We start from the raw sequence: 20,561 nt of genomic DNA, 5'->3' as shown, positions 1-20,561 counted from the left end.
CTATTTATACTAAGGAGACCAAAATGAAAATAAAATTTGGTGTATTATTTGTAGCACTTATGCTTACGCTTTTGTTATCGGCTTGTGGAAAAAGTTCTGAGGAAGTCGAGGAAATATTAAAAGAAGATAAAGTTGAAGAAACGAAAGATGGACTTAAAATCGCAATATCTGTGGATCCAGATGGGTTAGATCCGCATCGAACAACTGCTAGTTCGACGTTTGTCATCACAAACAATATTTATGACACGTTAGTCAAAGTGACAGAAGACGGAGAAATCGTGCCAAGTTTGGCTGCATCTTATGAGCAGTCTGATGACGGAAAGACACTCACATTTCACTTGCGAGATGACGTTAAGTTCCATGATGGCGAAAAGTTCACAGCAAAAGACGTGGCTTATTCATTTGAACGCATCAGAGATGATTTAGGGCCAAGAAAAGATAACTATGAATACATAACAGAAGTCAGTGTAATTGACGATTATACGATAGAATTCAAAGCGGAAGCACCATCTGCAACATTTATAAGTGACTTTGCATACCCATGGGCAGCGATTGTTAAAGACGGTGCTGGAGATGACTTAAAGAAATCACCAGTAGGCACGGGACCATATAAGCTTGTGAACTGGACGCCTCAAGATAAGGTTGTTCTAGAAGGTGTCGAACACTATAACGAAGGTGCAATTAAACATATTGAGTTTAAGATGATGCCAGATTCAACTGCACAGGTAACAAGCTTCAAAAAGGGCGATATAGATTTAATCGAAACTACAGGGGATGTTGCAGAGACATTAGGTGATGCAAAAATCGTTGAAATCGACAATAACTCTGTACAGATCATGGCTATGAACTTAGAAAACGAGCATTTAAAAGATGAAAAACTGAGACAAGCAATCAATATGGCAGTTGACAAAGAAGAACTCATCAAAGCAGTGTGGTGGGGATATGGTAAAGAAATCGGCTCGCACTATCCCCCTGTTTTAAAAGGATATGTCGACACAACAGACACTTATCCGTATGATGTAGATAAAGCGAAACAACTCGTGAAAGAGTCAGGCAGAGAGGGCATCACATTGAATATGAAACTTCCAACAGACTATCCAAACTATGTGAATGCAGGACAGATTATTGCTGAAAAATTAGAGGCAATCGGAATTCATGTTAAAATAGAGACGATAGAATGGGGTACATGGTTAACAGATGTCTATGGTAACCGTGACTATGATCTTACAGTCGTTGGACACACAGGTCGTATCGAAGGTTATGATTTACTAGAGAAATATGGAAGCACGCGCTCGGATAACTACTTTAATTATAAAAATGCAGAAGTAGACGAACTTTTATCATCTATTAAAGTAGAATTAGATGATGATACACGTATGGACATGTATAACCGTGTCCAAACGATTCTAGCAGAAGAAGTTCCAGCATTGTATATTCAAGCGCCAACACGTATTTACGCGATCAGTGAAGACTTAGAAGGATTCACGTCATATCCAATCGATGTTTTTGAATTAAAAGATTTAAAATTTAAAGAGTAATCAATAGGTGATGGATGATATGAAAGAAATTATAAGACGCATTACGAGTAGCATAGTACTTATAATTGTCGTATCATTTATCACTTTTTTTATGTTGATGATGATACCTGGAGATGCGGTGGAAATTAGTCTCGGAACAGAAGCCACACCAGAACGTGTCAGAGAACTTCGAGCAGCTCTCGGGATGGATGCTGCTTGGTATACGCAATATTTTAACTGGTTGACCAGTGCGATAACTGGTGATTTTGGTGTGTCTTTTACATATGGTGAGACAGTGACAGCACTTCTATTAAGTAGGTTACCTGTTACGTTAACACTCATGGTGATGTCAATCGTAATTGCGGTGCCTTTAGCACTCACAATTGGTGTCTTTGCTGCATTAAAACAAAATAAGACGTTTGATATTATAGCGAGAACGCTCATGCAAATTGGTGACGCGATGCCACAGTTTTTTATTGCACTCATTTTTCTCGTTTACATCGCTGCACAGTTTGACGTGTTTCCGATATCTGGATTTAAACCATTTACGGAGAGTGTTTATGGTGGCTTTATGAGCTTACTACTGCCGGCACTTGTGCTCGCATTTGGTATGATTGCGACACAGATTAGGATCGTGAGAAGCTCGATGTTACATAGTTTAAAACAAGATTATATGCTCATGACCCGAGTGTCTGGAATGAATCCTGTTTTTGCAATCATTAAATATCCACTGCGTGATGCGTTGATTGCACCACTTACAGTTATTGGTATTCAAATTGCGGGGTTAATTTCAGGTGTGATTGTCGTAGAGAGTATTTTCAGTTTGCCTGGAGTTGGCCGACTGTTATTTAGTGCAGTCTTAAAACGAGATCTCTTCTTAATTTTAGGGCTCGTGAGCTTTATTGTGACTTCTGTCATAATCATTACGCTTATCACAGACATACTCTATATTCTCCTGAATAAGCGAATGAGGAGGAAAGAGTCATGAGAAAATATGTGTTTATATTGAGCGTAGTACTCTTACTCATTCCGTTATCGCTAGGAATAGTGTCATTTTTCTATACACCATATCCGATTACAGAGATGGATATTGATAATCGTTTTTCTTTGATGTCTAAAGAGCATCTACTCGGTACGGATCAGTTTGGTAGAGATATATTATCTAGGTTAATGGTTGCGTCACGCTATGCGTTACTTTTAGGAACGGTTTCAGTCACTTTAGGCTTATGTGCTGGGATTTTCATAGGTGTCATTTCTGCTTTATCAAATAAGTGGATCAGCATGATTTTCCTAAGGTTTATAGATGGGATGCTCGCATTCCCAGGTATCGTACTTGCTATGATGTTTGTGGTTGTATTTGGGGATGGACTTTACTCTACACTTATTGCAATCGCGATATTTATGATACCAATATTTGCTAGACTGACGTATTCACTCATTAAAGAACAACAACACGCACTCTATATAGTAGCGGCAAAAAGCATGGGACTATCGACAATGAGAATTGTGTGGAGACATTATCTCCCAGTCATTTTGCCTAGACTCGTAACACAATTCAGTGCAAGTATTGGATCTGCAATTTTAATAGAATCCGCGTTATCTTATTTAGGACTTGGTGTCGTTCCACCGAACGCGAGTTTTGGACTGATGTTAAAAGAAGCGCAGAGCTTTATGCTGAGCTATCCATATTTAATCTTGCCGTCAGGGATATTACTTGTGATTACTGTCCTTGGTCTGAACTTAATGGGAGATACGTTGAATGATCGACTCATGAAATTAGGTGATACTAATGATTGATATAAAGGCACTCGAAGTGCGCACAAATGAAGGAAAGAGACTCGTACAGCCATTTGATTTCTATCTTAAAAAGAGAGAAATTGTAGGGGTATTTGGGGAATCAGGTTCAGGGAAAACAATATCGACACAAGCGATGTTTAACTTGCTTCCGAGATCACTCGTGTCACATGCTACGCTAAAAATGGTAGAAGATAAAAACATAGATGACCTTAAGTCGAGCGATTACCGAAAACTCATCGGACTTGATGTTGGATATATTCCACAAAATACAACGGGATTTTTACATCCGTTAGTAAAAATTAAGCACCAGATGTTAGAGGGTTTCGTGACGCATCAGTGTGGCACTAAACGTGAAGGATTAGAACGTGCGACGGAATTGTTAGAACTTGTGGGGCTTAAAAATCCTAAAAAAATCTTGAACGGATACGTGTTCGAACTTTCTGGTGGAATGCGCCAACGCGTCAATATCGCACTCTCCCTAATGACGAAGCCACGTATAATTATTTTAGATGAGCCGACGACTGCTCTAGATAGCATCACGGAAAACGAGATAATGGAGTTTTTTAAAAAACTGAATCAAGAAGAAGGCGTGTCGCTCATTTTAATCACACATAACATGAAACTGATAGAGAAGTACACGGACCGTGCGTATGTTTTCTATAAGGGAGAAATGGTAGAGACGAATGATACAAAGACGCTATTTAAGCATCCAACGCATCCGCATACAAAAGCACTCGTCCAAGTATCGAGAGAGGAGAACGTGAGATGATTTTATCATGTGAAAATGTGTCTAAAAACTTCAAAGATACAATAGCTTTGAAAGATGTGAGTTTGGAACTTAAAGAAGCGGAATCTATCGGAATTGTTGGAGAATCTGGGTCCGGAAAGTCTACACTTGCGAATATCCTTGGCGGACTTGTAAGTCCAAACTCAGGAACTGTATATTTTGAAGGTGAAGATATCAAAAGTATGAAAAAACGTAACTACCTAAAATTTAGACAAAATGTGCAGTTTGTATTTCAAAGCCCTAAAGAAAGTCTACATCCATATTTGAAGGTAAGAACGTCACTCCGAGAACCATTTTTTGCGAAAGGACTTCCGCGAAAGACAAAAAAAGAGATGGATAGAGAGATACTTCGCGCATTAGAACGTGTGCAATTAAACGAAACGATTCTAGATAAATACCCGCACCAGTTAAGCGGTGGACAAGCACAGCGCATATCGATCGTCCAAGCGATGATCACTGATCCGAAAGTGGTAATATTTGACGAAGCGGTCTCCGCACTAGATATACTCGTGCAAAAAGAAGTCATCGAGATTTTGAAGAAGTTACGACATAACATTCGCACTTCATATCTATTCATCACGCACGACATATCCACAGTAAAAACACTGACAGATAGAATCATCGTTATGAAAGACGGACAGATTGTAGAAGTAGGTAAAACGGACGATATTTTGAACAATCCACAAAATCCCTATACCAAAAAACTTATTGCGAGTTCGATATGAAGTGTTTGATAAGCTAAATACTAACCATGAGTATTCTTTTTATTTTTAGAAAATTTTATTAGTAGTATTCTACTACGATACATTTCATCACGCTTTAGGAATTAATGGTATCCATTTAAATTTTAAAGATAAAAACATGATAACCATTGTAAGTCCCTCTGCTATTGGGAATACAAGCCAAATCGCGTTTGGTCCAAATAGAATTGGCATTATAAATAATAGAGGGATGAAGATAATAAAACTACGTAATAAGCTAATCATAATCGCGATACGAATTATACCGATTGATTGATAGAATTCCGTGAGCACCATGTTGATTCCTAAGAATAAGTATCCAATGAAGAATAGGGTGATTCCGATTTTTATATAACTAATTACTTCGGTACCTTCAATACCAAATAGCCATATGATGAGTCCTCTCCCTAAGACTCCAATTACAAAAATGAGGACACCGACTATGAATCCAGTGACTGTTGCGATACGGATAAATTGTTGTAATCGTTCAAAGAGTTTTGCACCGTAATGATAGCTCGAAATTGGTTGAAGTGCTGCACCCACTCCAATGAATAACATCAAGAACACAGTGTGCATGTAGTTTACAACCGCATAAGAGAAGATTCCTGTTTCACCGACATAATGACTAAATGTAACGTTCAGCCCAATCATCATTACTGCAGCTGAGGCTTCCAATATAAAACTTGGAAATCCAATTGAAATGATATTGCGAACAATAGATGGGTCGATCTTTATCTTTACGAGTGCCAGTTGACTTCGTTTAGTTAAAAAGTGCGTCACGAGGACTAAAATACCGATAACAGTCGCAAGGACTGTAGCATATGCGGCTCCTTTTACACCCCAGTTGAAGATGAAAATAAAGATGTAATTTAGGATAATATTTACAACCGATGTGACAACTAAGCCGACCATCGCGAGTGTTGGATTCCCGTCGTTACGTATAAAAATGCTCAGAATGTTTTCTAACACGAAGAAGATTCCGAATACTAAAATGACGTGTAGATAATCGAGCACATAACTAATGATTGCATCATTTGCGCCGAATAGGTACGCGAGTGGTTCTTCAAATACGAGACATACTCCAATGATGATACCAGTGACGACAACGGTAATAATAATCGCGTGTGTAAAAATCGATTTTGCACGATGCACATTATTTTGTCCTAGAGCAATGGAGTACAGGGTTGCTCCACCCATTCCAATCCATAGAGAAAATGCTAAGATGACTGAATAAATGGGCAAAGCGATGTTGACTCCAGCCAGTCCGTTATCTCCTACACCGTGGCTCACGAAGAGTCCATCGACTAAAATGTTGATGGCCATGAGCATCATTCCAAATAACGATGGAATTAAATATTTAAGAAAAAGTTTTCGTGGTTGCATCGTTTGCATTGTAGTGTGTACGCGTTCCATAAAAATACCTCATTATATATATATAAATCTGTTCCGTTTGTTCTTACTATATTATGATAATAAATTATACAGTAACCATATAGTCAAGGACGGGAGAGATAAAAACTGGAATTTTTAAAAAATTTGTTTACCACTGGAGAATTCGCAAATATTTGTAACGTGAAGAAACAAACACTTTTTCATTATGATGATATTGATTTGTTAAAACCTGAGTATGTAGCTCCGAATGGATATCGGTATTACTCATTTCAACAAGCAGAAGTGTTTACGGTCATTGAAATATTAAAAGAGATTGGCATGTCTTTATCTGACATAAAAGAGTTTTTAAACGCCAACAATTTAAAAGAAACAGCTGAGATGTTTACTGAAAAAGCAGAAATGATGCAGCAGAAGATTGAGGCACTACAGCGCACGAAAGAGATTATTCAAAACAAGAAAGAGCAGATCGTAAATGCGATAGAGCTAGATATCGATAGTATTACAATTGAACATTTAGAGAGAGAATACTACGTGTTAAGCAAAAATATTTTAAATAGCACTGACAAAGAATTTACGGAAGCAATCATGTCATTTGTCAAATATACAAAAGAAGAAGCGCTAGATATTGGGTATCCAGTAGGTGGGCTGATTCCAAAAGCACAAATTGAAAAGAACGATTATTTAAATGTGTCTCATCTATTTATGAGAATTAAAGAAAAAGCTTTAAAGAATCCATTTATTAGAAAGTCGTGCACTTATGCGGTAGGTTACCACAAAGGATCGTACTTAAAGACGTATGAGACATATGAAAAAATGAAATCTTTTATAGAGGAAACTGGATATCAAATTAGCGGAGATACGATAGAGGAGTACGTCATTGATGGACTCAGTGTAAAAGGTGAAGAAGATTACATTACAAAAATTATGATACAAGTGGAAGGAAAATGAGCGGGATAATTATAGTAAAGGAGGCGTTCATATGACAGTATTATTCGACCACATCATCTATTTTTCTGAAGATCCTAGTGCAATGAAAGACGAATACGAACAAAAAGGGTTTTATACTGTGACCGGCGGTACACACGACATTTGGGGCACGTATAATACACTATTACACTGCGGGCTCTATTATATTGAATTTTTAGGGATAAAAAACAGACAAACCTTCGAGAAGTACAACGAAGATAATGTAGATTACACGCTCATGTCTTCCATATATAAAGAAAATTACCGTGAGGGTATGCACAACTTTGCACTTCGAACGACTGACATCGAAGCTCTCAGTACGTCGCTCGAGAATTCAGGATTCGAAATCGATGGGCCTCGCACATTCAAGAGAGAAAAAGAAAATGGAGAAGTAGTCTCATGGAAGTTGTTATTTATAAAAGACAATAAGACGAACGTCCCTATGCCATTCATCATTGACTGGGGTATGAGTGACGAAGAGAGAATAGAAAACCTTGAAGCAGGAAGCATACTAGGAGATAACGGTAAACTATTAGAAATTAAGGTAGCAGTAGAAAATGTTGATAATGCGATTCACGCATTCGCCGAAGCTTTTCACTTAAATAAACATGATGAGAACACTCTGGAATTAGGTAAAGTAAGACTAACATTTACGGAAGAGTTACAAGAAAATCAGGTAGTAGTCGAAACAGACGGAGAGACATTCATAATTTAATGTAATTAACGTTTCGTAAGGGTTTGTAAAAAAATAACAAAAGCACATAGACAACAATCTATATAGATGTTAATCTATTTACCATCTAGGAGGTTTAGTCATGTCTTATAAAGAACTATCAAAAATATTAAAAGTCTTATCAGATCCAAGTCGATTGGAGATACTAGATTTACTATCTTGTGGGGAATTATGTGCTTGTGACTTGTTGGAATACTTTCATTTCTCACAACCTACACTCAGTCATCATATGAAGACTTTAGTAGATAATGAATTAGTTACAACAAGAAAAGACGGTAACAAACATTGGTATCAACTGAATCATGATAATTTAGATGAAATTATCAAAAATTTAAATATTATTAATACATCGACCGAAAGATGTGTATGTAAAAATGTGAAATCAGGTGATTGCTGTTGATGATTTTAGCAATTGTGATTTTCCTTTTAACTTTAATTTTTGTTATATGGCAACCGAAAGGTTTAGATATTGGTGTTACAGCTTTAATTGGGGCAGTTGTGGCTATCATTACAGGAGTTGTAAGTTTTTCTGATGTAGTAGAAGTAACAGGTATTGTTTGGAATGCCACTCTAACTTTTGTAGCTGTTATTTTAATTTCATTAATATTAGATGAAATTGGCTTTTTTGAATGGTCTGCAATACATATGGTCAGAGCTTCAAATGGTAATGGGTTAAAAATGTTTGTTTTTATCATGTTACTTGGAGCAGTTGTAGCAGCATTTTTCGCAAATGATGGTGCCGCTTTAATATTAACGCCTATCGTATTAGCAATGGTAAGAAATTTAGGATTTAATAAAAAAGAGATTTTCCCTTTTATTATTGCTAGTGGCTTTATTGCGGATACGACATCACTACCTTTAATTGTAAGTAACTTAGTGAATATTGTTTCTGCAGATTACTTCGATATTGGGTTTATTGAATATTTTAACCGTATGATTATTCCTAATATATTCTCTTTAATTGCTAGTATTGTCGTTTTATGGTTATATTTCAGAAAATCTATACCTAAAACGTTTAATGCAGAAAACCTACCCAATCCTAAAAATGCAATTAAAGATCTTAAACTATTTAGGATTTCATGGATTGTTTTAGTAATACTACTTGTTGGTTATCTTGTTAGTGAGTTTGTTCAGATACCTGTATCTTTTGTTGCTGGTACGATTGCTATAATCTTTGTGCTATTCGCTCGAAAATCTAAAGCAGTTAATACAAAACAAGTGATTACAGGTGCACCATGGAACATCGTTCTATTTTCTATTGGTATGTATTTAGTTGTATTTGGATTAAAAAATGTAGGTATCACAACATTTTTAGCTGAAATATTAACTAATATTTCAAGTTATGGATTATTCATCAGTGTGATGGGTATGGGCTTTATAGCTGCTTTCTTATCATCAATTATGAACAATATGCCAACTGTTTTAATAGATGCAATAGCGATTGGTCAATCTAGTGCTACAGGACTACTCAAAGAGGGTATGGTTTATGCGAATATTATAGGTTCTGATTTAGGACCTAAAATTACGCCGATTGGTTCTTTAGCAACATTATTATGGCTACATGTTTTAGCACAAAAAGGTGTAAAGATTTCATGGGGAACATACTTTAAAACGGGAATTGTCATTACTATTCCAGTCCTATTTGTAACACTCTTAGGATTGTACTTTACACTAATCATATTTTAAAAAGAGGCTTTAATTATGGATAAGAAAACAATTTATTTTATATGTACTGGCAACTCTTGCCGTAGCCAAATGGCTGAGGGTTGGGGGAAGAAATTATTAGGTGAAGACTGGAATGTCTATTCTGCTGGTATTGAAACACATGGTGTTAATCCTAAAGCAGTAGAAGCTATGAAAGAAGTAGGTATTGATATATCAGACCATACGTCAGACTTGATTGATAATGATATTTTAAAACAATCAGATTTAGTCGTAACGTTATGTAGTGATGCAGATGAGAATTGTCCTATCTTACCGGTAAACGTTAAAAAAGAACATTGGGGTTTTGATGATCCTGCGGGTAAAGAGTGGTCAGAATTCGAGCGTGTTAGAGATGAAATTAAATTAGCGATAGAACAATTTAAATTGAGACATTAAAAAAGAGGCGAGTCATTTCGCCTCTTTTATATTAAGATAATTTACCTTGTAACTTCATAACGTCTGCTACTTTTTGAATTGAGTTTAAGTAAGCCGCTTCTCTGAATGTAACGTCGTGTTTTTCTTTTGTATCCCAGATTTCGTCAAATGCTTGGATCATTTTCTCTTCTTGACGCTCTAAGACTTCTTTTTCTGTCCAGTAGAATCCTTGTAGGTTTTGTACCCACTCATAGTAAGATACGATTACTCCACCTGAGTTTGTAAGGATGTCTGGTACTACTGTGATGCCTCTTTCTTTGAATACTGCATCTCCTTCAGTAGTGACTGGTCCGTTTGCACCTTCAAGTACGATGTTTGCTTTTACTAATTTCGCAACGCGCTCATCGATTGCGTTTGCAAGTGCTGCTGGTACCATAATGTCTACGTCTAATGACCAGAAGTCTTCTGGGTTTAAGATTTTAACGTCGTCCATTTCTTTGAATTTACCACGGTTTGCTTCTAGCTCTTCGTAAGTAAATCCTTCTTCACGGTAGATAGCAAATAGTCCATCTGGATGCCACTCCATAACTGCTTGTACTGTTGCACCGAGTTGTTCGAAGTATTTTACCGCGTGGCTTCCTACGTTACCGAATCCTTGTACTGCAAGTGTTGCTTCTTCGAAGTGGATATCGAATTTCTTAGCAACTTGACGTCCAATGACTGAAATACCGAATCCTGTTGATTCTGTACGTCCTAGTGACCCACCGTATTCTACTGGTTTACCAGTGAATGTACCGAGTGCTTGTGTACCAGCTAATTGACAGTATTCGTCAACCATCCAGCTGATCATTTGTGCACTACAGCCTACGTCTGGTGCAGGTACGTCGATTTTTTCGCCTAAGTATTTGTAAAGACCACGAACGTATCCGCGCGCTAATTGCTCGAGTTCGTTTTCAGATAGTTTTGTTGGGTCAGCAACGATACCACCTTTACCACCACCGTATGGTGTACCTGTTACTGCACATTTAAATGTCATCCAAATAGATAACGCTTTTACGTCATCGTACGTTGTTGCAGGGTGAATACGAATTCCACCTTTTGCTGGTCCGAGTGACGTGTTGTGTGCTGCACGGTAACCTTTGAACGTTCTGATTGTACCGTCATCCATCTTAACTGGAATGCTAACTTCAATCATACGCTCAACGTCTTTTAAAATTTCAAAGACTGCTGGTTCCGTATTCAAAATTCTACATGCTGATTCAACTTGTTGTTGCGCATTGATAAATGAGTTGTTACTCAAAGGAAAGACCACCTTTTTTGATATTAAGTTTATATGTATATAATATCACGTTTATAAAATAATGAAAGATTGTTATTTTGTATTTTCGAACAAAAATTTAATGTTCGTATGGCTAATCTTTTTCATAATTTACATATTTTAAATCCTTGTGGTATATCGTATGATAAAAGGAATTTGCTATAATCGAATAGAAATTAAAACGTAATGAGGAAGTGGAGATATGTCTATTAACTGGTTTCCTGGACATATGGCAAAAGCAAGGCGCCAAATTGAAGAGAATTTAAGTAAAGTTGATGTAGTGATAGAAATTTTAGACGCGAGAATTCCAATGTCGAGTCAAAACCCAATGATGAACGAGATCGTTAAAAATAAACCACGTATTGTCATTTTAAATAAGTCTGATCTCGCAGATCAAAATATGACAAATCAGTGGATGAATTACTTTAAGTCGATTGGGACGTATCCGATAGCACTGGATGCTCGTAGCAATAACGTATTAAAGCGCATTGAACCAGTTGCGATGGAAGCGACTGAAGAGATGTTTCAACGTATGGAAGCTCGCGGTATTAATCGTCGTCCGATTCGTGCGATGATTATCGGTATTCCAAACGTTGGAAAGTCGACGTTAATTAATAGTTTAGCGCGTAAAAAAGCAGCTAGAACTGGAAATACACCTGGGTTAACAAAATCACAACAGTGGATTAAAGCAGGAAATAATTTAGAACTGCTAGACACTCCAGGTGTATTATGGCCAAAGTTTGAAGGAGATGTCGGCTTAAAATTAAGTTTAACAGGTGCAATTACGGATAGAGTCGTTCATTTAGATGAGGTCGCTATTTTTGGTATGAAATTTTTAATCGAACACGATAAGGAAACGTTCGATGCATTTTATAAAATTACGAATTATGACGTCGATGATATCGTATCCGTGTTTGACGCAATCGGTAGAAGTAGAGGTATGTTAATGTCTGGTAACGAAGTTGACTATGAACAAGTGACAAACCGCGTCGTTTACGACATTCGTAACGGTAAAATCGGTAGATATACATTTGACGAGGTTAACGATGACAATTAAAGAAGTAAAAGAATTTTTACAGACGATACATTCTATAGAAGATTTAGAAAGTATTGATTTACAAAGTGACACACGTGTTGGTGTACAAAATGCAATTAAAAGTCGCAGACGTCAACTTGAAAAAATCGAAGAGACGAAACGACGTTTTGAAAGTATGATGGTCTATGAGCGTGAGTTAACAGGTGTAATTGCCGGAGTCGATGAAGCAGGGCGCGGGCCACTCGCAGGAGAAGTTGTTGCTGGTGCTGTAATTTTAGGTGACGAGAAGTTATATGGGTTAGATGATTCTAAAAAATTAAGTGAAACTGAAAGAAATCGTTTATATGATTTAATTTTAGATACGTGCACGGTTGGTATAGGTACCGCAACAGTGGAAGAAATTGACACATTAAATATATATGAAGCGACGAAACTTGCGATGACTCGTGCAGTTGAAAATTTAAAAGTACAAGTGGATCACTTATTGATTGATGCGATGGAATTAGATGTAGATATTCATCAGCAAAGTATCATAAAAGGTGATGCAAATTCAAATTCGATTGCTGCCGCTTCAATTATTGCAAAAGTATATCGTGACCGTTTAATGGAAGCACATAGTAAAAAGTATCCGGAATATGATTTTGAAAAGAACTCAGGGTATGGAACGAAGACTCATTTAGATGCGTTAGGACAATACGGAGCAACACCGATTCATAGAAAAAGTTTTTCACCCGTTAAGGGAATTCAGGAGATTTTTAGATGAACAGAATTAAAGTCGTAGATAGTTTAAGAGGATTTAGTTTACTAGGGATATTACTCGCTAACTTGCTCGTTTTTAACTACGGTATGTTTGGTAATAGTTATCCTGAAGTGTATGACGTACCTAAAACGGGCATCTTTTTAATGAATACGATTCGCGTATTATTTGAAGGAAGTACGATGCCGATATTTGCCTTTTTATTTGGATTTGGGATGTATATGATGGCGTCTAGTTTTAAACGTAAAGATCTCGGTGTAAAACGTGGACTCATTCGTCGCGGACTCGCGTTACTTTTATTTGGTACACTGCACGCGATGTATTTATTTGAAGGAGATATTTTGTTCGTTTATGGACTGATGACGATTGTTTTATTTTGGCTACCGAATCGAAGTCTTAAAACGATGATTGTATGTTTCTTATTATCTTCAGCACTCGTTGTATTAATGCATTTAGACTTTGGTAGTAGTGTAGAAGACGTAGATGTAGAATTTGAGAGTTATACGACAGAGTTAACCGATGAAAAAATCGAATATTTACTCGAAGAAAAAGAAGCGTATCGTACGTTATCGAATGCTGAACGTCAGTCGTTTATATTCGATTCAGAGAATCCGTTTTTTGGCGGTGGTGTAGTCGGATATGTATTTACGTATATACTCATTATTTCCTTTTACGTGCCTGTCTTTATATCTGGAATGATTGCAGCAAAACTTAAAATGTTTGAAACAGGTGGCACGTGGAAAAAAGCACTCATTCTACTCGTACCGATCGGTATTATATTAAATATATTTGGGCTTAATAATGAGACACTCGATTATTATATGTTCTTTATCGACACAGCGTTAGCTTATGGATATATCGCACTATTTTATTATCTATATAAGGAAAACTTATTTATGGACAGTTTAGCAGCCGTCGGTAAATTATCGTTAACGAACTATATTTTACAATCCGTATTCCACTCGTTTATATATTATGGTAGTGGGCTTGGACGATTCGGAGATGGTAACTTTACGTTGTCATTTGTAATAGCGATCATTTTCTTTATCGTACAAATTATATGTAGTTATTACTATATGAAGAAGTTTAAATACGGACCACTCGAATATATACTTAGAATTTGGACGTATTTCTCGTTTAAACCACATTTAAAACGTGGAAAAAACGCACATATTTAAAAATTACACTTTTTAGAAGCGTGTTAAGTTTACAATAGTGCGATGAATTTATATAATAGTTTTGAAAGCTTATTATTATAACGCTTAGGAGGCAGACCATGAATATTCATGAGTATCAAGGAAAACAAATTTTCCGCTCTAAAGGGGTAAAAGTACCGAACGGTGACGTTGCGCGTACGCCTGAAGAAGCGGTAGAAGTAGCAAAAACATTAGACTCTGACGTCTACGTAGTGAAAGCACAAATTCACGCAGGTGGACGTGGGAAAGCTGGAGGCGTAAAGATTGCGAAATCTTTAGATGAAGTTAAAGAATACGCTGAAAGTTTACTCGGTTCTACATTAGTAACGGTACAAAACGGACCAGATGGTACTGTTGTTAACCGTTTATTAATTGAAGAAGGTTGCGACATTAAAGATGAATACTACATCAGCTTTGTTGTAGACCGTGCGACAAACCGTGTCGTGTTAATGGGTTCTGAAGAAGGTGGAACTGAAATCGAAGAGGTTGCAGCTAAAACACCTGAAAAGATCTTCACTGAAGTGATCGACCCAGCAGTTGGTTTATTACCATTCCAAGCAAGAAGACTTGCGTTTAACATCAACATTCCAACTGAGTTAATTAACAAAGCGGCAAAATTATTACTTGGACTCTATGATGTATTTGTAGAAAAAGATGCATCAATCGTCGAAATTAACCCACTTGTAACAACAGGTGACGGTGAAGTTATGGCGTTAGATGCGAAAATCAACTTTGACGATAACGCATTATACCGTCAAAAAGAAGTAATGGAAATGCGTGACTTCGACGAAGAAGATCCAAAAGAAGTTGAAGCGTCTAAATACGACTTATCTTATATTGCACTAGATGGTAACATCGGTTGTATGGTTAACGGTGCTGGACTTGCGATGGCAACGATGGACACAATTAACCACTTCGGTGGAAGCCCAGCGAACTTCTTAGACGTAGGTGGCGGTGCGACTGAAGAGAAAGTTACAAAAGCATTCGAACTCATCTTAAGTGATGAAAACGTAGAAGGTATCTTTGTAAACATCTTCGGTGGAATCATGTTATGTGACGTCATTGCTAAAGGTGTTGTACAAGCAGTTAAAAACGTCGGACTTGAAATTCCATTAGTCGTACGTTTAGAAGGTACAAACGTTAAAGAAGGTAAAGAGATTCTTAAAGACTCTGGTTTAGCAATTACACCAGCAAGCACAATGGCTGAAGGTGCACAAAAAATTATCGCACTCGTTGAAGAAAATAAATAAGATAAGGGGAAATTAATTGTGGCAGTATTTGTAGATAAAGATACAAAAGTAATCGTACAAGGTATTACTGGATCTACTGCATTATTCCATACGAAACAAATGTTAGACTACGGCACGAAAATTGTCGGTGGTGTAACACCAGGTAAAGGTGGACAAGTAGTAGAAGGTGTACCTGTATTCAATACAGTAGAAGAAGCGAAAAAAGAAACTGGCGCGACAGTATCAGTCGTATACGTTCCAGCTCCATTCGCAGCAGATTCAATCATGGAAGCAGCAGATGCAGGTGTAGAACTTGTTATCTGTATTACAGAGCATATTCCAGTATTAGACATGGTTAAAGTCGTGGACTACTTAGAAGACAAAGAAACACGTCTTGTTGGGCCAAACTGTCCTGGTATCATCACTGCTGATGAAACTAAAATCGGTATTATGCCAGGATATATCCACAAAAAAGGTCACGTAGGAGTTGTATCACGTTCTGGTACGTTAACTTACGAAGCAGTTCACCAATTAACTGAAGCTGGAATCGGTCAAACGACAGCTGTTGGTATCGGTGGAGACCCAGTAAACGGTACAGACTTCATCGACGTATTAAAAGCATTTAACGAAGACGATGAAACACTCGCAGTTGTAATGATCGGTGAAATCGGTGGTACAGCTGAAGAAGAAGCAGCAGCTTGGGTGAAAGAACATATGACAAAACCAGTTGTTGGATTCATCGGTGGTCAAACAGCGCCTCCAGGAAAACGTATGGGTCACGCTGGTGCGATCATTTCTGGTGGTCAAGGTACAGCAGAAGGTAAAATTAAAGCGATGAACGACGCAGGTATCGACACAGCAGATACACCGTCAGTAATCGGTGAGACATTAATCGAGCGTATTAAAAAAGAAGGCCTTTACGAGCAATGTCTAACAATTAAATAATAAATTTAAATTGTAACGCAGAGATAATATAATCTCTGCGTTTTTTTATTTTTATACCAATTTTAAAAACTATCGATTATAATACAGGTATGAAACTTCACATTTTACAATTAAGTTTTGCAAAAGTTACAAGAAAAGAGTTTCAGAAGATCCGAAATGGTGAAGTATTAAAAGAATCTACAATTAAGAAGTTACAGCATGCGAGAGAAATTTCGTTAGAAGACATCCACCGTACATTGTGTGAGAACGGTGTGACGTTTATAACGGAGAGTTCAAAGTATTATCCAGCATCGTTAAAAGAAATTTATGATCCGCCGTACGTATTATATGTAAAGGGCTCTTTATCGGCTTTAAATGGTCGCAAAATCGGCATCGTTGGTAGTCGTAAAGCTGGAATGTATACGCGTCAAGCGTTACAAAGAATCATTCCAGCGTTAAATGAGTTTACAGTCGTGTCAGGTCTCGCATATGGTGCAGATGATATCGCGCACCATATTGCACTTGAAGAGAATATTCAAACGATCGGTGTACTCGCATTTGGTCACGATATCCATTATCCGAAGTCAACAATAAAAACGAGACATCGTATTGAAAAATATAGTTGTACGATTAGTGAGTATCCACCAGGCACACCGATAAATAAGCATCAATTCGTCGCACGAAATAGAATTATCGCTGGCTTAAGTGAAGGTGTATTAGTCACTGAAGCCGAAGAAAAAAGCGGAAGTTTAATTACGTTAGAGATGGCGATGGAAGAAAATCGACACGTCTTTTGTATACCAGGAAATATTACGTCACCGCTCAGTGCAGGTGTAAATGCGCGGTTAAAAGAAGGTGCGATATTCGTTACAAAAGCTGATGATATTTTATATGAATTACAATAAATGAATTTAGAACCGTTGACAAATTTAAAAGTTAGTGTGTAATATTGTTCATTGAATCATAAAACGTGAGGGAGGCAATTAAAAGTGGCAGATAATTTAGTCATTGTAGAGTCCCCAGCAAAAGCGAAGACGATTGGTAAATATCTTGGAAAACGATATAAAGTCGTCGCTTCGATGGGTCACCTTAGAGATTTGCCCCGTAGTCAAATTGGTATTGACGTCGAAAACAACTACCAACCAAAATATATAACGATTAGAGGTAAAGGACCTTTACTTCAAGAACTTAAAAAAGAAGCAAAAAAAGCAAAACGAATTTATTTAGCATCGGACCCGGACCGTGAAGGTGAAGCGATCGCGTGGCATTTAGCACACGCTCTCGGTGACGATAAAGAATATCACCGCGTCGTATTTAATGAAATTACAAAAGATGCAGTAAAAAATAGTTTTAAAGAACCGAGAGAAATGGACCAACAACTCGTCGACGCACAGCAAGCACGTCGTATATTAGACAGACTCGTTGGTTATAACATTTCACCAGTATTATGGAAGAAAGTTAAAAAAGGATTATCTGCAGGTCGTGTACAATCAGTTGCATTAAAACTGATTATCGACAGAGAAAATGAAATCCGTAACTTTAAACCAGAAGAATATTGGTCAATTGAAGGTCACTTTAAATATAAGCGCTCGAAATTTACAGGTAAGTTTTATAAGTTAGCGTCTGACGCTAAAAAGACAGAGTTACCAAATGAATCTGTCGTTAAAGACGTTTTAAAGCAAATTAAAGGAGACGACTTTAACGTCGACTCTGTCGAGAAAAAAGAAAAACTGAGATATCCTGCGTATCCATTTACGACTTCTACATTACAACAAGAAGCGGCGCGTAAATTAAATTTCCGTGCACGTAAAACGATGATGCTCGCTCAACAACTGTATGAAGGAATTGACGTAAAAGGACAAGGGACGATTGGTTTAATTACGTATATGAGAACAGACTCTACGCGCGTATCTAACGAAGCGAAGTCTGAAGCATACGGATATATTGAAAACACGTACGGTAAAGAGTTTTTAGGTAAACGTAAAGATAAAAAGTCTGAAGGACAAGATGCGCACGAAGCGGTGCGTCCAACATCTACATTACGTACACCACAAGAAATGAAAGCTTTCTTATCACGTGATCAGTACCGTTTGTACAAACTAATTTGGGACCGTTTCGTCGCTAGTTTAATGGCACCAGCAGTGCTCGATACTGTGCGCGTGGACTTAAACAATAACGGAGTCATCTTTAGAAGTAACGGTTCTACTATTAAATTTAAAGGATTCTTACAAGTATACGAAGAAGGTACAGACGAAAAAGTAGATGCGAAAGAAAATATTATCCCTGAAATTTCTGAAGGTGAAACGGTTACTGCTGAAAAGATCGATTCAAATCAGCACTTTACTCAACCACCACCACGTTACACTGAAGCACGTCTTGTAAAAACGTTAGAAGAGTCAGGTATCGGCCGACCATCTACGTACGCACCGACGATTGAGACGATTCAAAAACGTAACTACGTACGTCTCGACCAGCGTCGTTTTGTTCCAACTGAACTTGGAGAAATCGTTTCTGCACAAGTATCCGATTACTTCCCAGATATTATCGATGTTGATTTTACGAAAGATATGGAAAAACAACTCGACGAAATTGAAGACGGCAACAAAGAGTGGGTAAAAGTGATCGATGACTTTTATAAAGGGTTTAGACCACAAGTTGAAAAAGCTGAATCAGAAATGGAAGAAATCGAAATTAAAGACGAACCCGCAGGCATAGACTGTGAAAAATGTGGCTCGCCAATGGTTTACAAAATGGGACGTTACGGTAAATTTATGGCATGTTCAAACTTCCCAGATTGCCGTAACACAAAACCAATCGTTAAGAAGATCGGTGTAAAATGTCCGACTTGTAAAGAAGGCGAAATCGTTGAACGTAAGTCAAAAAAAGGTCGTATTTTCTACGGATGTGAACGATATCCAGACTGTGACTTCGTATCATGGGATAAGCCAGTCGGTAGAGATTGTCCGAAATGTGACCAGTACTTAGTCGAGCAACGTAAAGGTAAAACGGTCAAGGTAAAATGTTCGAACTGTGATTATGAAGAAGATGCAAACTAAAAATAATCTAGGCTACTAATCTAGCCTAGATTTTTTATGGTGTTTCATAAGAAAAAAGATATTTCAGAAAAATAGTAATTGTGTGCAATTGTCTGTCAAATATATTAAACTATTCAATGGGAATTTTTTTATAACAGTGAGGAGGACTGTGGATGGACTATGTACTCGACTTTTTAGATGTATTAAAGTATCAAAAGCAGTATTCTCCAAAAACGATTGAAAGTTATCAACTCGATTTACGCGAGTTTGAATCATTTTTAAACGCGGAACATCTAACGGTAACGACGTTTGAGTCGAGAGATGCACGTAATTATTTAACGTTTATATACGATAAAGACTATAAAAAGACGACGATTAGCCGTAAAATTTCTGCGATTCGTAGTTTTTATAATTATTTAAACGAACGATATATCGTAGAAAACAATCCGGTGAGTCAAGTGTCTTTTCCAAAGCGAGACTCTATGTTACCGGATTTCTTGTATGAAAACCAAATCGATGCTTTGTTTCAGTCACTCGATAAAAACAAAAAGATGTACACGAGAGATCGTGCGTTACTCGAGTTATTATACGGCACAGGAATACGTAGTGCAGAACTATTAAACATCGAAGTTTCTGATATCGACTTTGATCACCGGTTGTTAAAAGTACTCGGTAAAGGGAACAAAGAACGTATCGTACCGTTTAATGAATCCGTAAAAGAAGCGTTACTTGAATATATCGAGACGTTTTCTAAACATATGGAAGAGACAGGTGCTTTTTGGTTAAATTATAATTTGATGAAATTAACTGACCGTGGATTACGCTATATCATCAATAAAGTGATGAAAGAAAGTGCAGTAAAAGCATCGCTTCATCCGCATACGTTACGACATACTTTCGCAACGCATATGTTAAATAACGGGGCAGACATACGTGCAGTACAAGAACTACTTGGTCATGAGTCGTTATCGACGACTCAAAGGTATACGCACGTTTCTAAAGAGCAGTTGAGACAAGCGTATTTAAACGCACATCCACAAAATAATAAGAGGTGA

Annotated in this window: 20 protein-coding genes; 18 read left to right on the top strand and 2 right to left on the bottom strand. The window is 37.3% G+C overall.

Features of this window, described 5'->3' with window-relative positions; translation table 11 throughout:
- Nucleotides 1-23 precede the first annotated feature (23 nt).
- Genes BBS29_RS06940 through BBS29_RS06920 form a run of 5 tightly spaced genes read left to right on the top strand, consistent with a single transcriptional unit; the run spans nucleotide 24 to nucleotide 4,826 of the window.
- On the top strand, nucleotides 24-1,538 hold the full coding sequence (locus tag BBS29_RS06940) for an ABC transporter substrate-binding protein (protein ID WP_210391785.1): 1,515 nt from the start codon (nucleotides 24-26) through the stop codon (nucleotides 1,536-1,538).
- Between the two features lie 19 nt (nucleotides 1,539-1,557).
- Nucleotides 1,558-2,505, top strand: a complete 948-nt coding sequence (locus BBS29_RS06935) for an ABC transporter permease (RefSeq protein ID WP_040929161.1) — start codon at nucleotides 1,558-1,560, stop codon at nucleotides 2,503-2,505.
- Entirely contained in the window at nucleotides 2,502-3,314 is an 813-nt protein-coding gene (locus tag BBS29_RS06930) for an ABC transporter permease (protein ID WP_068130558.1), read from the top strand. The genes BBS29_RS06935 and BBS29_RS06930 overlap by 4 nt, the downstream gene beginning before the upstream one ends.
- The gene (locus BBS29_RS06925; RefSeq protein WP_068130555.1) at nucleotides 3,307-4,083 is read left to right on the top strand and encodes an ATP-binding cassette domain-containing protein; all 777 of its coding nucleotides are present in this window, start codon (nucleotides 3,307-3,309) and stop codon (nucleotides 4,081-4,083) included. The genes BBS29_RS06930 and BBS29_RS06925 overlap by 8 nt, the downstream gene beginning before the upstream one ends.
- Complete coding sequence (locus BBS29_RS06920; protein ID WP_068130551.1) at nucleotides 4,080-4,826, top strand: ABC transporter ATP-binding protein; 747 nt, start codon at nucleotides 4,080-4,082, stop codon at nucleotides 4,824-4,826. Before BBS29_RS06925 ends, BBS29_RS06920 begins: the two co-directional genes overlap by 4 nt.
- A gap of 87 nt (nucleotides 4,827-4,913) precedes the next feature.
- On the opposite strand, the gene BBS29_RS06915 is transcribed toward BBS29_RS06920, so the two are convergent.
- Nucleotides 4,914-6,254 (bottom strand): MATE family efflux transporter, encoded by a 1,341-nt coding sequence (locus BBS29_RS06915; protein WP_068130548.1) that lies wholly within the window; start codon nucleotides 6,252-6,254, stop codon nucleotides 4,914-4,916.
- Nucleotides 6,255-6,377: 123 nt separating this feature from the next.
- On the opposite strand from BBS29_RS06915, the gene BBS29_RS06910 reads away from it, so the two are divergent.
- From BBS29_RS06910 to arsC, 5 genes are all read left to right on the top strand, one after another.
- A complete protein-coding gene (locus tag BBS29_RS06910) occupies nucleotides 6,378-7,181 on the top strand; it encodes a MerR family transcriptional regulator (protein ID WP_083301995.1) in 804 nt (267 codons plus the stop codon).
- 31 nt (nucleotides 7,182-7,212) lie between these two features.
- Entirely contained in the window at nucleotides 7,213-7,914 is a 702-nt protein-coding gene (locus BBS29_RS06905; protein ID WP_068130540.1) for a VOC family protein, read from the top strand.
- Nucleotides 7,915-8,014: 100 nt separating this feature from the next.
- Entirely contained in the window at nucleotides 8,015-8,332 is a 318-nt protein-coding gene (locus BBS29_RS06900; RefSeq protein WP_068130537.1) for an ArsR/SmtB family transcription factor, read from the top strand.
- Nucleotides 8,329-9,618 carry an arsenite efflux transporter membrane subunit ArsB gene (arsB, locus tag BBS29_RS06895; protein WP_068130534.1) on the top strand — a complete coding sequence of 430 codons (1,290 nt, stop codon included), beginning with the start codon at nucleotides 8,329-8,331 and terminating at the stop codon, nucleotides 9,616-9,618. The genes BBS29_RS06900 and arsB overlap by 4 nt, the downstream gene beginning before the upstream one ends.
- A 15-nt stretch (nucleotides 9,619-9,633) precedes the next feature.
- Nucleotides 9,634-10,032: an arsenate reductase (thioredoxin) gene (arsC, locus tag BBS29_RS06890; protein WP_040929157.1), complete on the top strand. Its 399-nt coding sequence runs from the start codon at nucleotides 9,634-9,636 to the stop codon at nucleotides 10,030-10,032.
- 31 nt (nucleotides 10,033-10,063) lie between these two features.
- Here arsC and BBS29_RS06885 read toward each other — a convergent pair whose 3' ends face one another.
- Nucleotides 10,064-11,311: a Glu/Leu/Phe/Val family dehydrogenase gene (locus BBS29_RS06885; RefSeq protein ID WP_246827400.1), complete on the bottom strand. Its 1,248-nt coding sequence runs from the start codon at nucleotides 11,309-11,311 to the stop codon at nucleotides 10,064-10,066.
- Nucleotides 11,312-11,531: 220 nt separating this feature from the next.
- On the opposite strand from BBS29_RS06885, the gene ylqF reads away from it, so the two are divergent.
- The 8 genes from ylqF (at nucleotide 11,532) to xerA (ending at nucleotide 20,561) form a co-directional block, all read left to right on the top strand.
- On the top strand, nucleotides 11,532-12,386 hold the full coding sequence (ylqF, locus tag BBS29_RS06880; RefSeq protein ID WP_068130528.1) for a ribosome biogenesis GTPase YlqF: 855 nt from the start codon (nucleotides 11,532-11,534) through the stop codon (nucleotides 12,384-12,386).
- Nucleotides 12,376-13,128, top strand: a complete 753-nt coding sequence (locus BBS29_RS06875) for a ribonuclease HII (RefSeq protein WP_068130525.1) — start codon at nucleotides 12,376-12,378, stop codon at nucleotides 13,126-13,128. Before ylqF ends, BBS29_RS06875 begins: the two co-directional genes overlap by 11 nt.
- Nucleotides 13,125-14,300, top strand: a complete 1,176-nt coding sequence (locus tag BBS29_RS06870; RefSeq protein WP_068130522.1) for a DUF418 domain-containing protein — start codon at nucleotides 13,125-13,127, stop codon at nucleotides 14,298-14,300. Before BBS29_RS06875 ends, BBS29_RS06870 begins: the two co-directional genes overlap by 4 nt.
- 98 nt (nucleotides 14,301-14,398) lie before the next feature.
- The gene (gene sucC, locus BBS29_RS06865) at nucleotides 14,399-15,568 is read left to right on the top strand and encodes an ADP-forming succinate--CoA ligase subunit beta (RefSeq protein WP_068130519.1); all 1,170 of its coding nucleotides are present in this window, start codon (nucleotides 14,399-14,401) and stop codon (nucleotides 15,566-15,568) included.
- Between the two features lie 18 nt (nucleotides 15,569-15,586).
- Nucleotides 15,587-16,492: a succinate--CoA ligase subunit alpha gene (gene sucD / locus BBS29_RS06860; RefSeq protein WP_068130516.1), complete on the top strand. Its 906-nt coding sequence runs from the start codon at nucleotides 15,587-15,589 to the stop codon at nucleotides 16,490-16,492.
- 89 nt (nucleotides 16,493-16,581) lie between these two features.
- Nucleotides 16,582-17,376 carry a DNA-processing protein DprA gene (gene dprA, locus BBS29_RS06855; RefSeq protein ID WP_084778904.1) on the top strand — a complete coding sequence of 265 codons (795 nt, stop codon included), beginning with the start codon at nucleotides 16,582-16,584 and terminating at the stop codon, nucleotides 17,374-17,376.
- Between the two features lie 84 nt (nucleotides 17,377-17,460).
- Nucleotides 17,461-19,527 carry a type I DNA topoisomerase gene (gene topA / locus BBS29_RS06850; RefSeq protein ID WP_068130512.1) on the top strand — a complete coding sequence of 689 codons (2,067 nt, stop codon included), beginning with the start codon at nucleotides 17,461-17,463 and terminating at the stop codon, nucleotides 19,525-19,527.
- A gap of 152 nt (nucleotides 19,528-19,679) precedes the next feature.
- On the top strand, nucleotides 19,680-20,561 hold the full coding sequence (gene xerA / locus BBS29_RS06845; RefSeq protein WP_068130508.1) for a site-specific tyrosine recombinase/integron integrase: 882 nt from the start codon (nucleotides 19,680-19,682) through the stop codon (nucleotides 20,559-20,561).

Origin of the sequence: Nosocomiicoccus ampullae (assembly GCF_001696685.1) — a bacterium.
In the GTDB taxonomy this organism is placed as follows: Bacteria; Bacillota; Bacilli; order Staphylococcales; family Salinicoccaceae; genus Nosocomiicoccus; species Nosocomiicoccus ampullae_A.
The sequence above is the reverse complement of the archived record's forward strand: the minus strand, read 5'-3'. Positions and strand labels throughout refer to the sequence as shown.

Excerpts from the sequence above, each read along its gene's own strand:
- BBS29_RS06915 (WP_068130548.1), bottom strand. The coding sequence starts at position 6,254 with ATGGAACGCGTACACACTACAATGCAAACGATGCAACCACGAAAACTT.
- BBS29_RS06900 (WP_068130537.1), top strand. The coding sequence starts at position 8,015 with ATGTCTTATAAAGAACTATCAAAAATATTAAAAGTCTTATCAGATCCA.
- xerA (WP_068130508.1), top strand. The coding sequence starts at position 19,680 with ATGGACTATGTACTCGACTTTTTAGATGTATTAAAGTATCAAAAGCAG.
- BBS29_RS06870 (WP_068130522.1), top strand. The coding sequence starts at position 13,125 with ATGAACAGAATTAAAGTCGTAGATAGTTTAAGAGGATTTAGTTTACTA.
- BBS29_RS06930 (WP_068130558.1), top strand. The coding sequence starts at position 2,502 with ATGAGAAAATATGTGTTTATATTGAGCGTAGTACTCTTACTCATTCCG.
- BBS29_RS06875 (WP_068130525.1), top strand. The coding sequence starts at position 12,376 with ATGACAATTAAAGAAGTAAAAGAATTTTTACAGACGATACATTCTATA.
- sucC (WP_068130519.1), top strand. The coding sequence starts at position 14,399 with ATGAATATTCATGAGTATCAAGGAAAACAAATTTTCCGCTCTAAAGGG.
- BBS29_RS06940 (WP_210391785.1), top strand. The coding sequence starts at position 24 with ATGAAAATAAAATTTGGTGTATTATTTGTAGCACTTATGCTTACGCTT.
- arsC (WP_040929157.1), top strand. The coding sequence starts at position 9,634 with ATGGATAAGAAAACAATTTATTTTATATGTACTGGCAACTCTTGCCGT.
- BBS29_RS06905 (WP_068130540.1), top strand. The coding sequence starts at position 7,213 with ATGACAGTATTATTCGACCACATCATCTATTTTTCTGAAGATCCTAGT.
- BBS29_RS06920 (WP_068130551.1), top strand. The coding sequence starts at position 4,080 with ATGATTTTATCATGTGAAAATGTGTCTAAAAACTTCAAAGATACAATA.
- BBS29_RS06935 (WP_040929161.1), top strand. The coding sequence starts at position 1,558 with ATGAAAGAAATTATAAGACGCATTACGAGTAGCATAGTACTTATAATT.
- BBS29_RS06925 (WP_068130555.1), top strand. The coding sequence starts at position 3,307 with ATGATTGATATAAAGGCACTCGAAGTGCGCACAAATGAAGGAAAGAGA.
- dprA (WP_084778904.1), top strand. The coding sequence starts at position 16,582 with ATGAAACTTCACATTTTACAATTAAGTTTTGCAAAAGTTACAAGAAAA.
- ylqF (WP_068130528.1), top strand. The coding sequence starts at position 11,532 with ATGTCTATTAACTGGTTTCCTGGACATATGGCAAAAGCAAGGCGCCAA.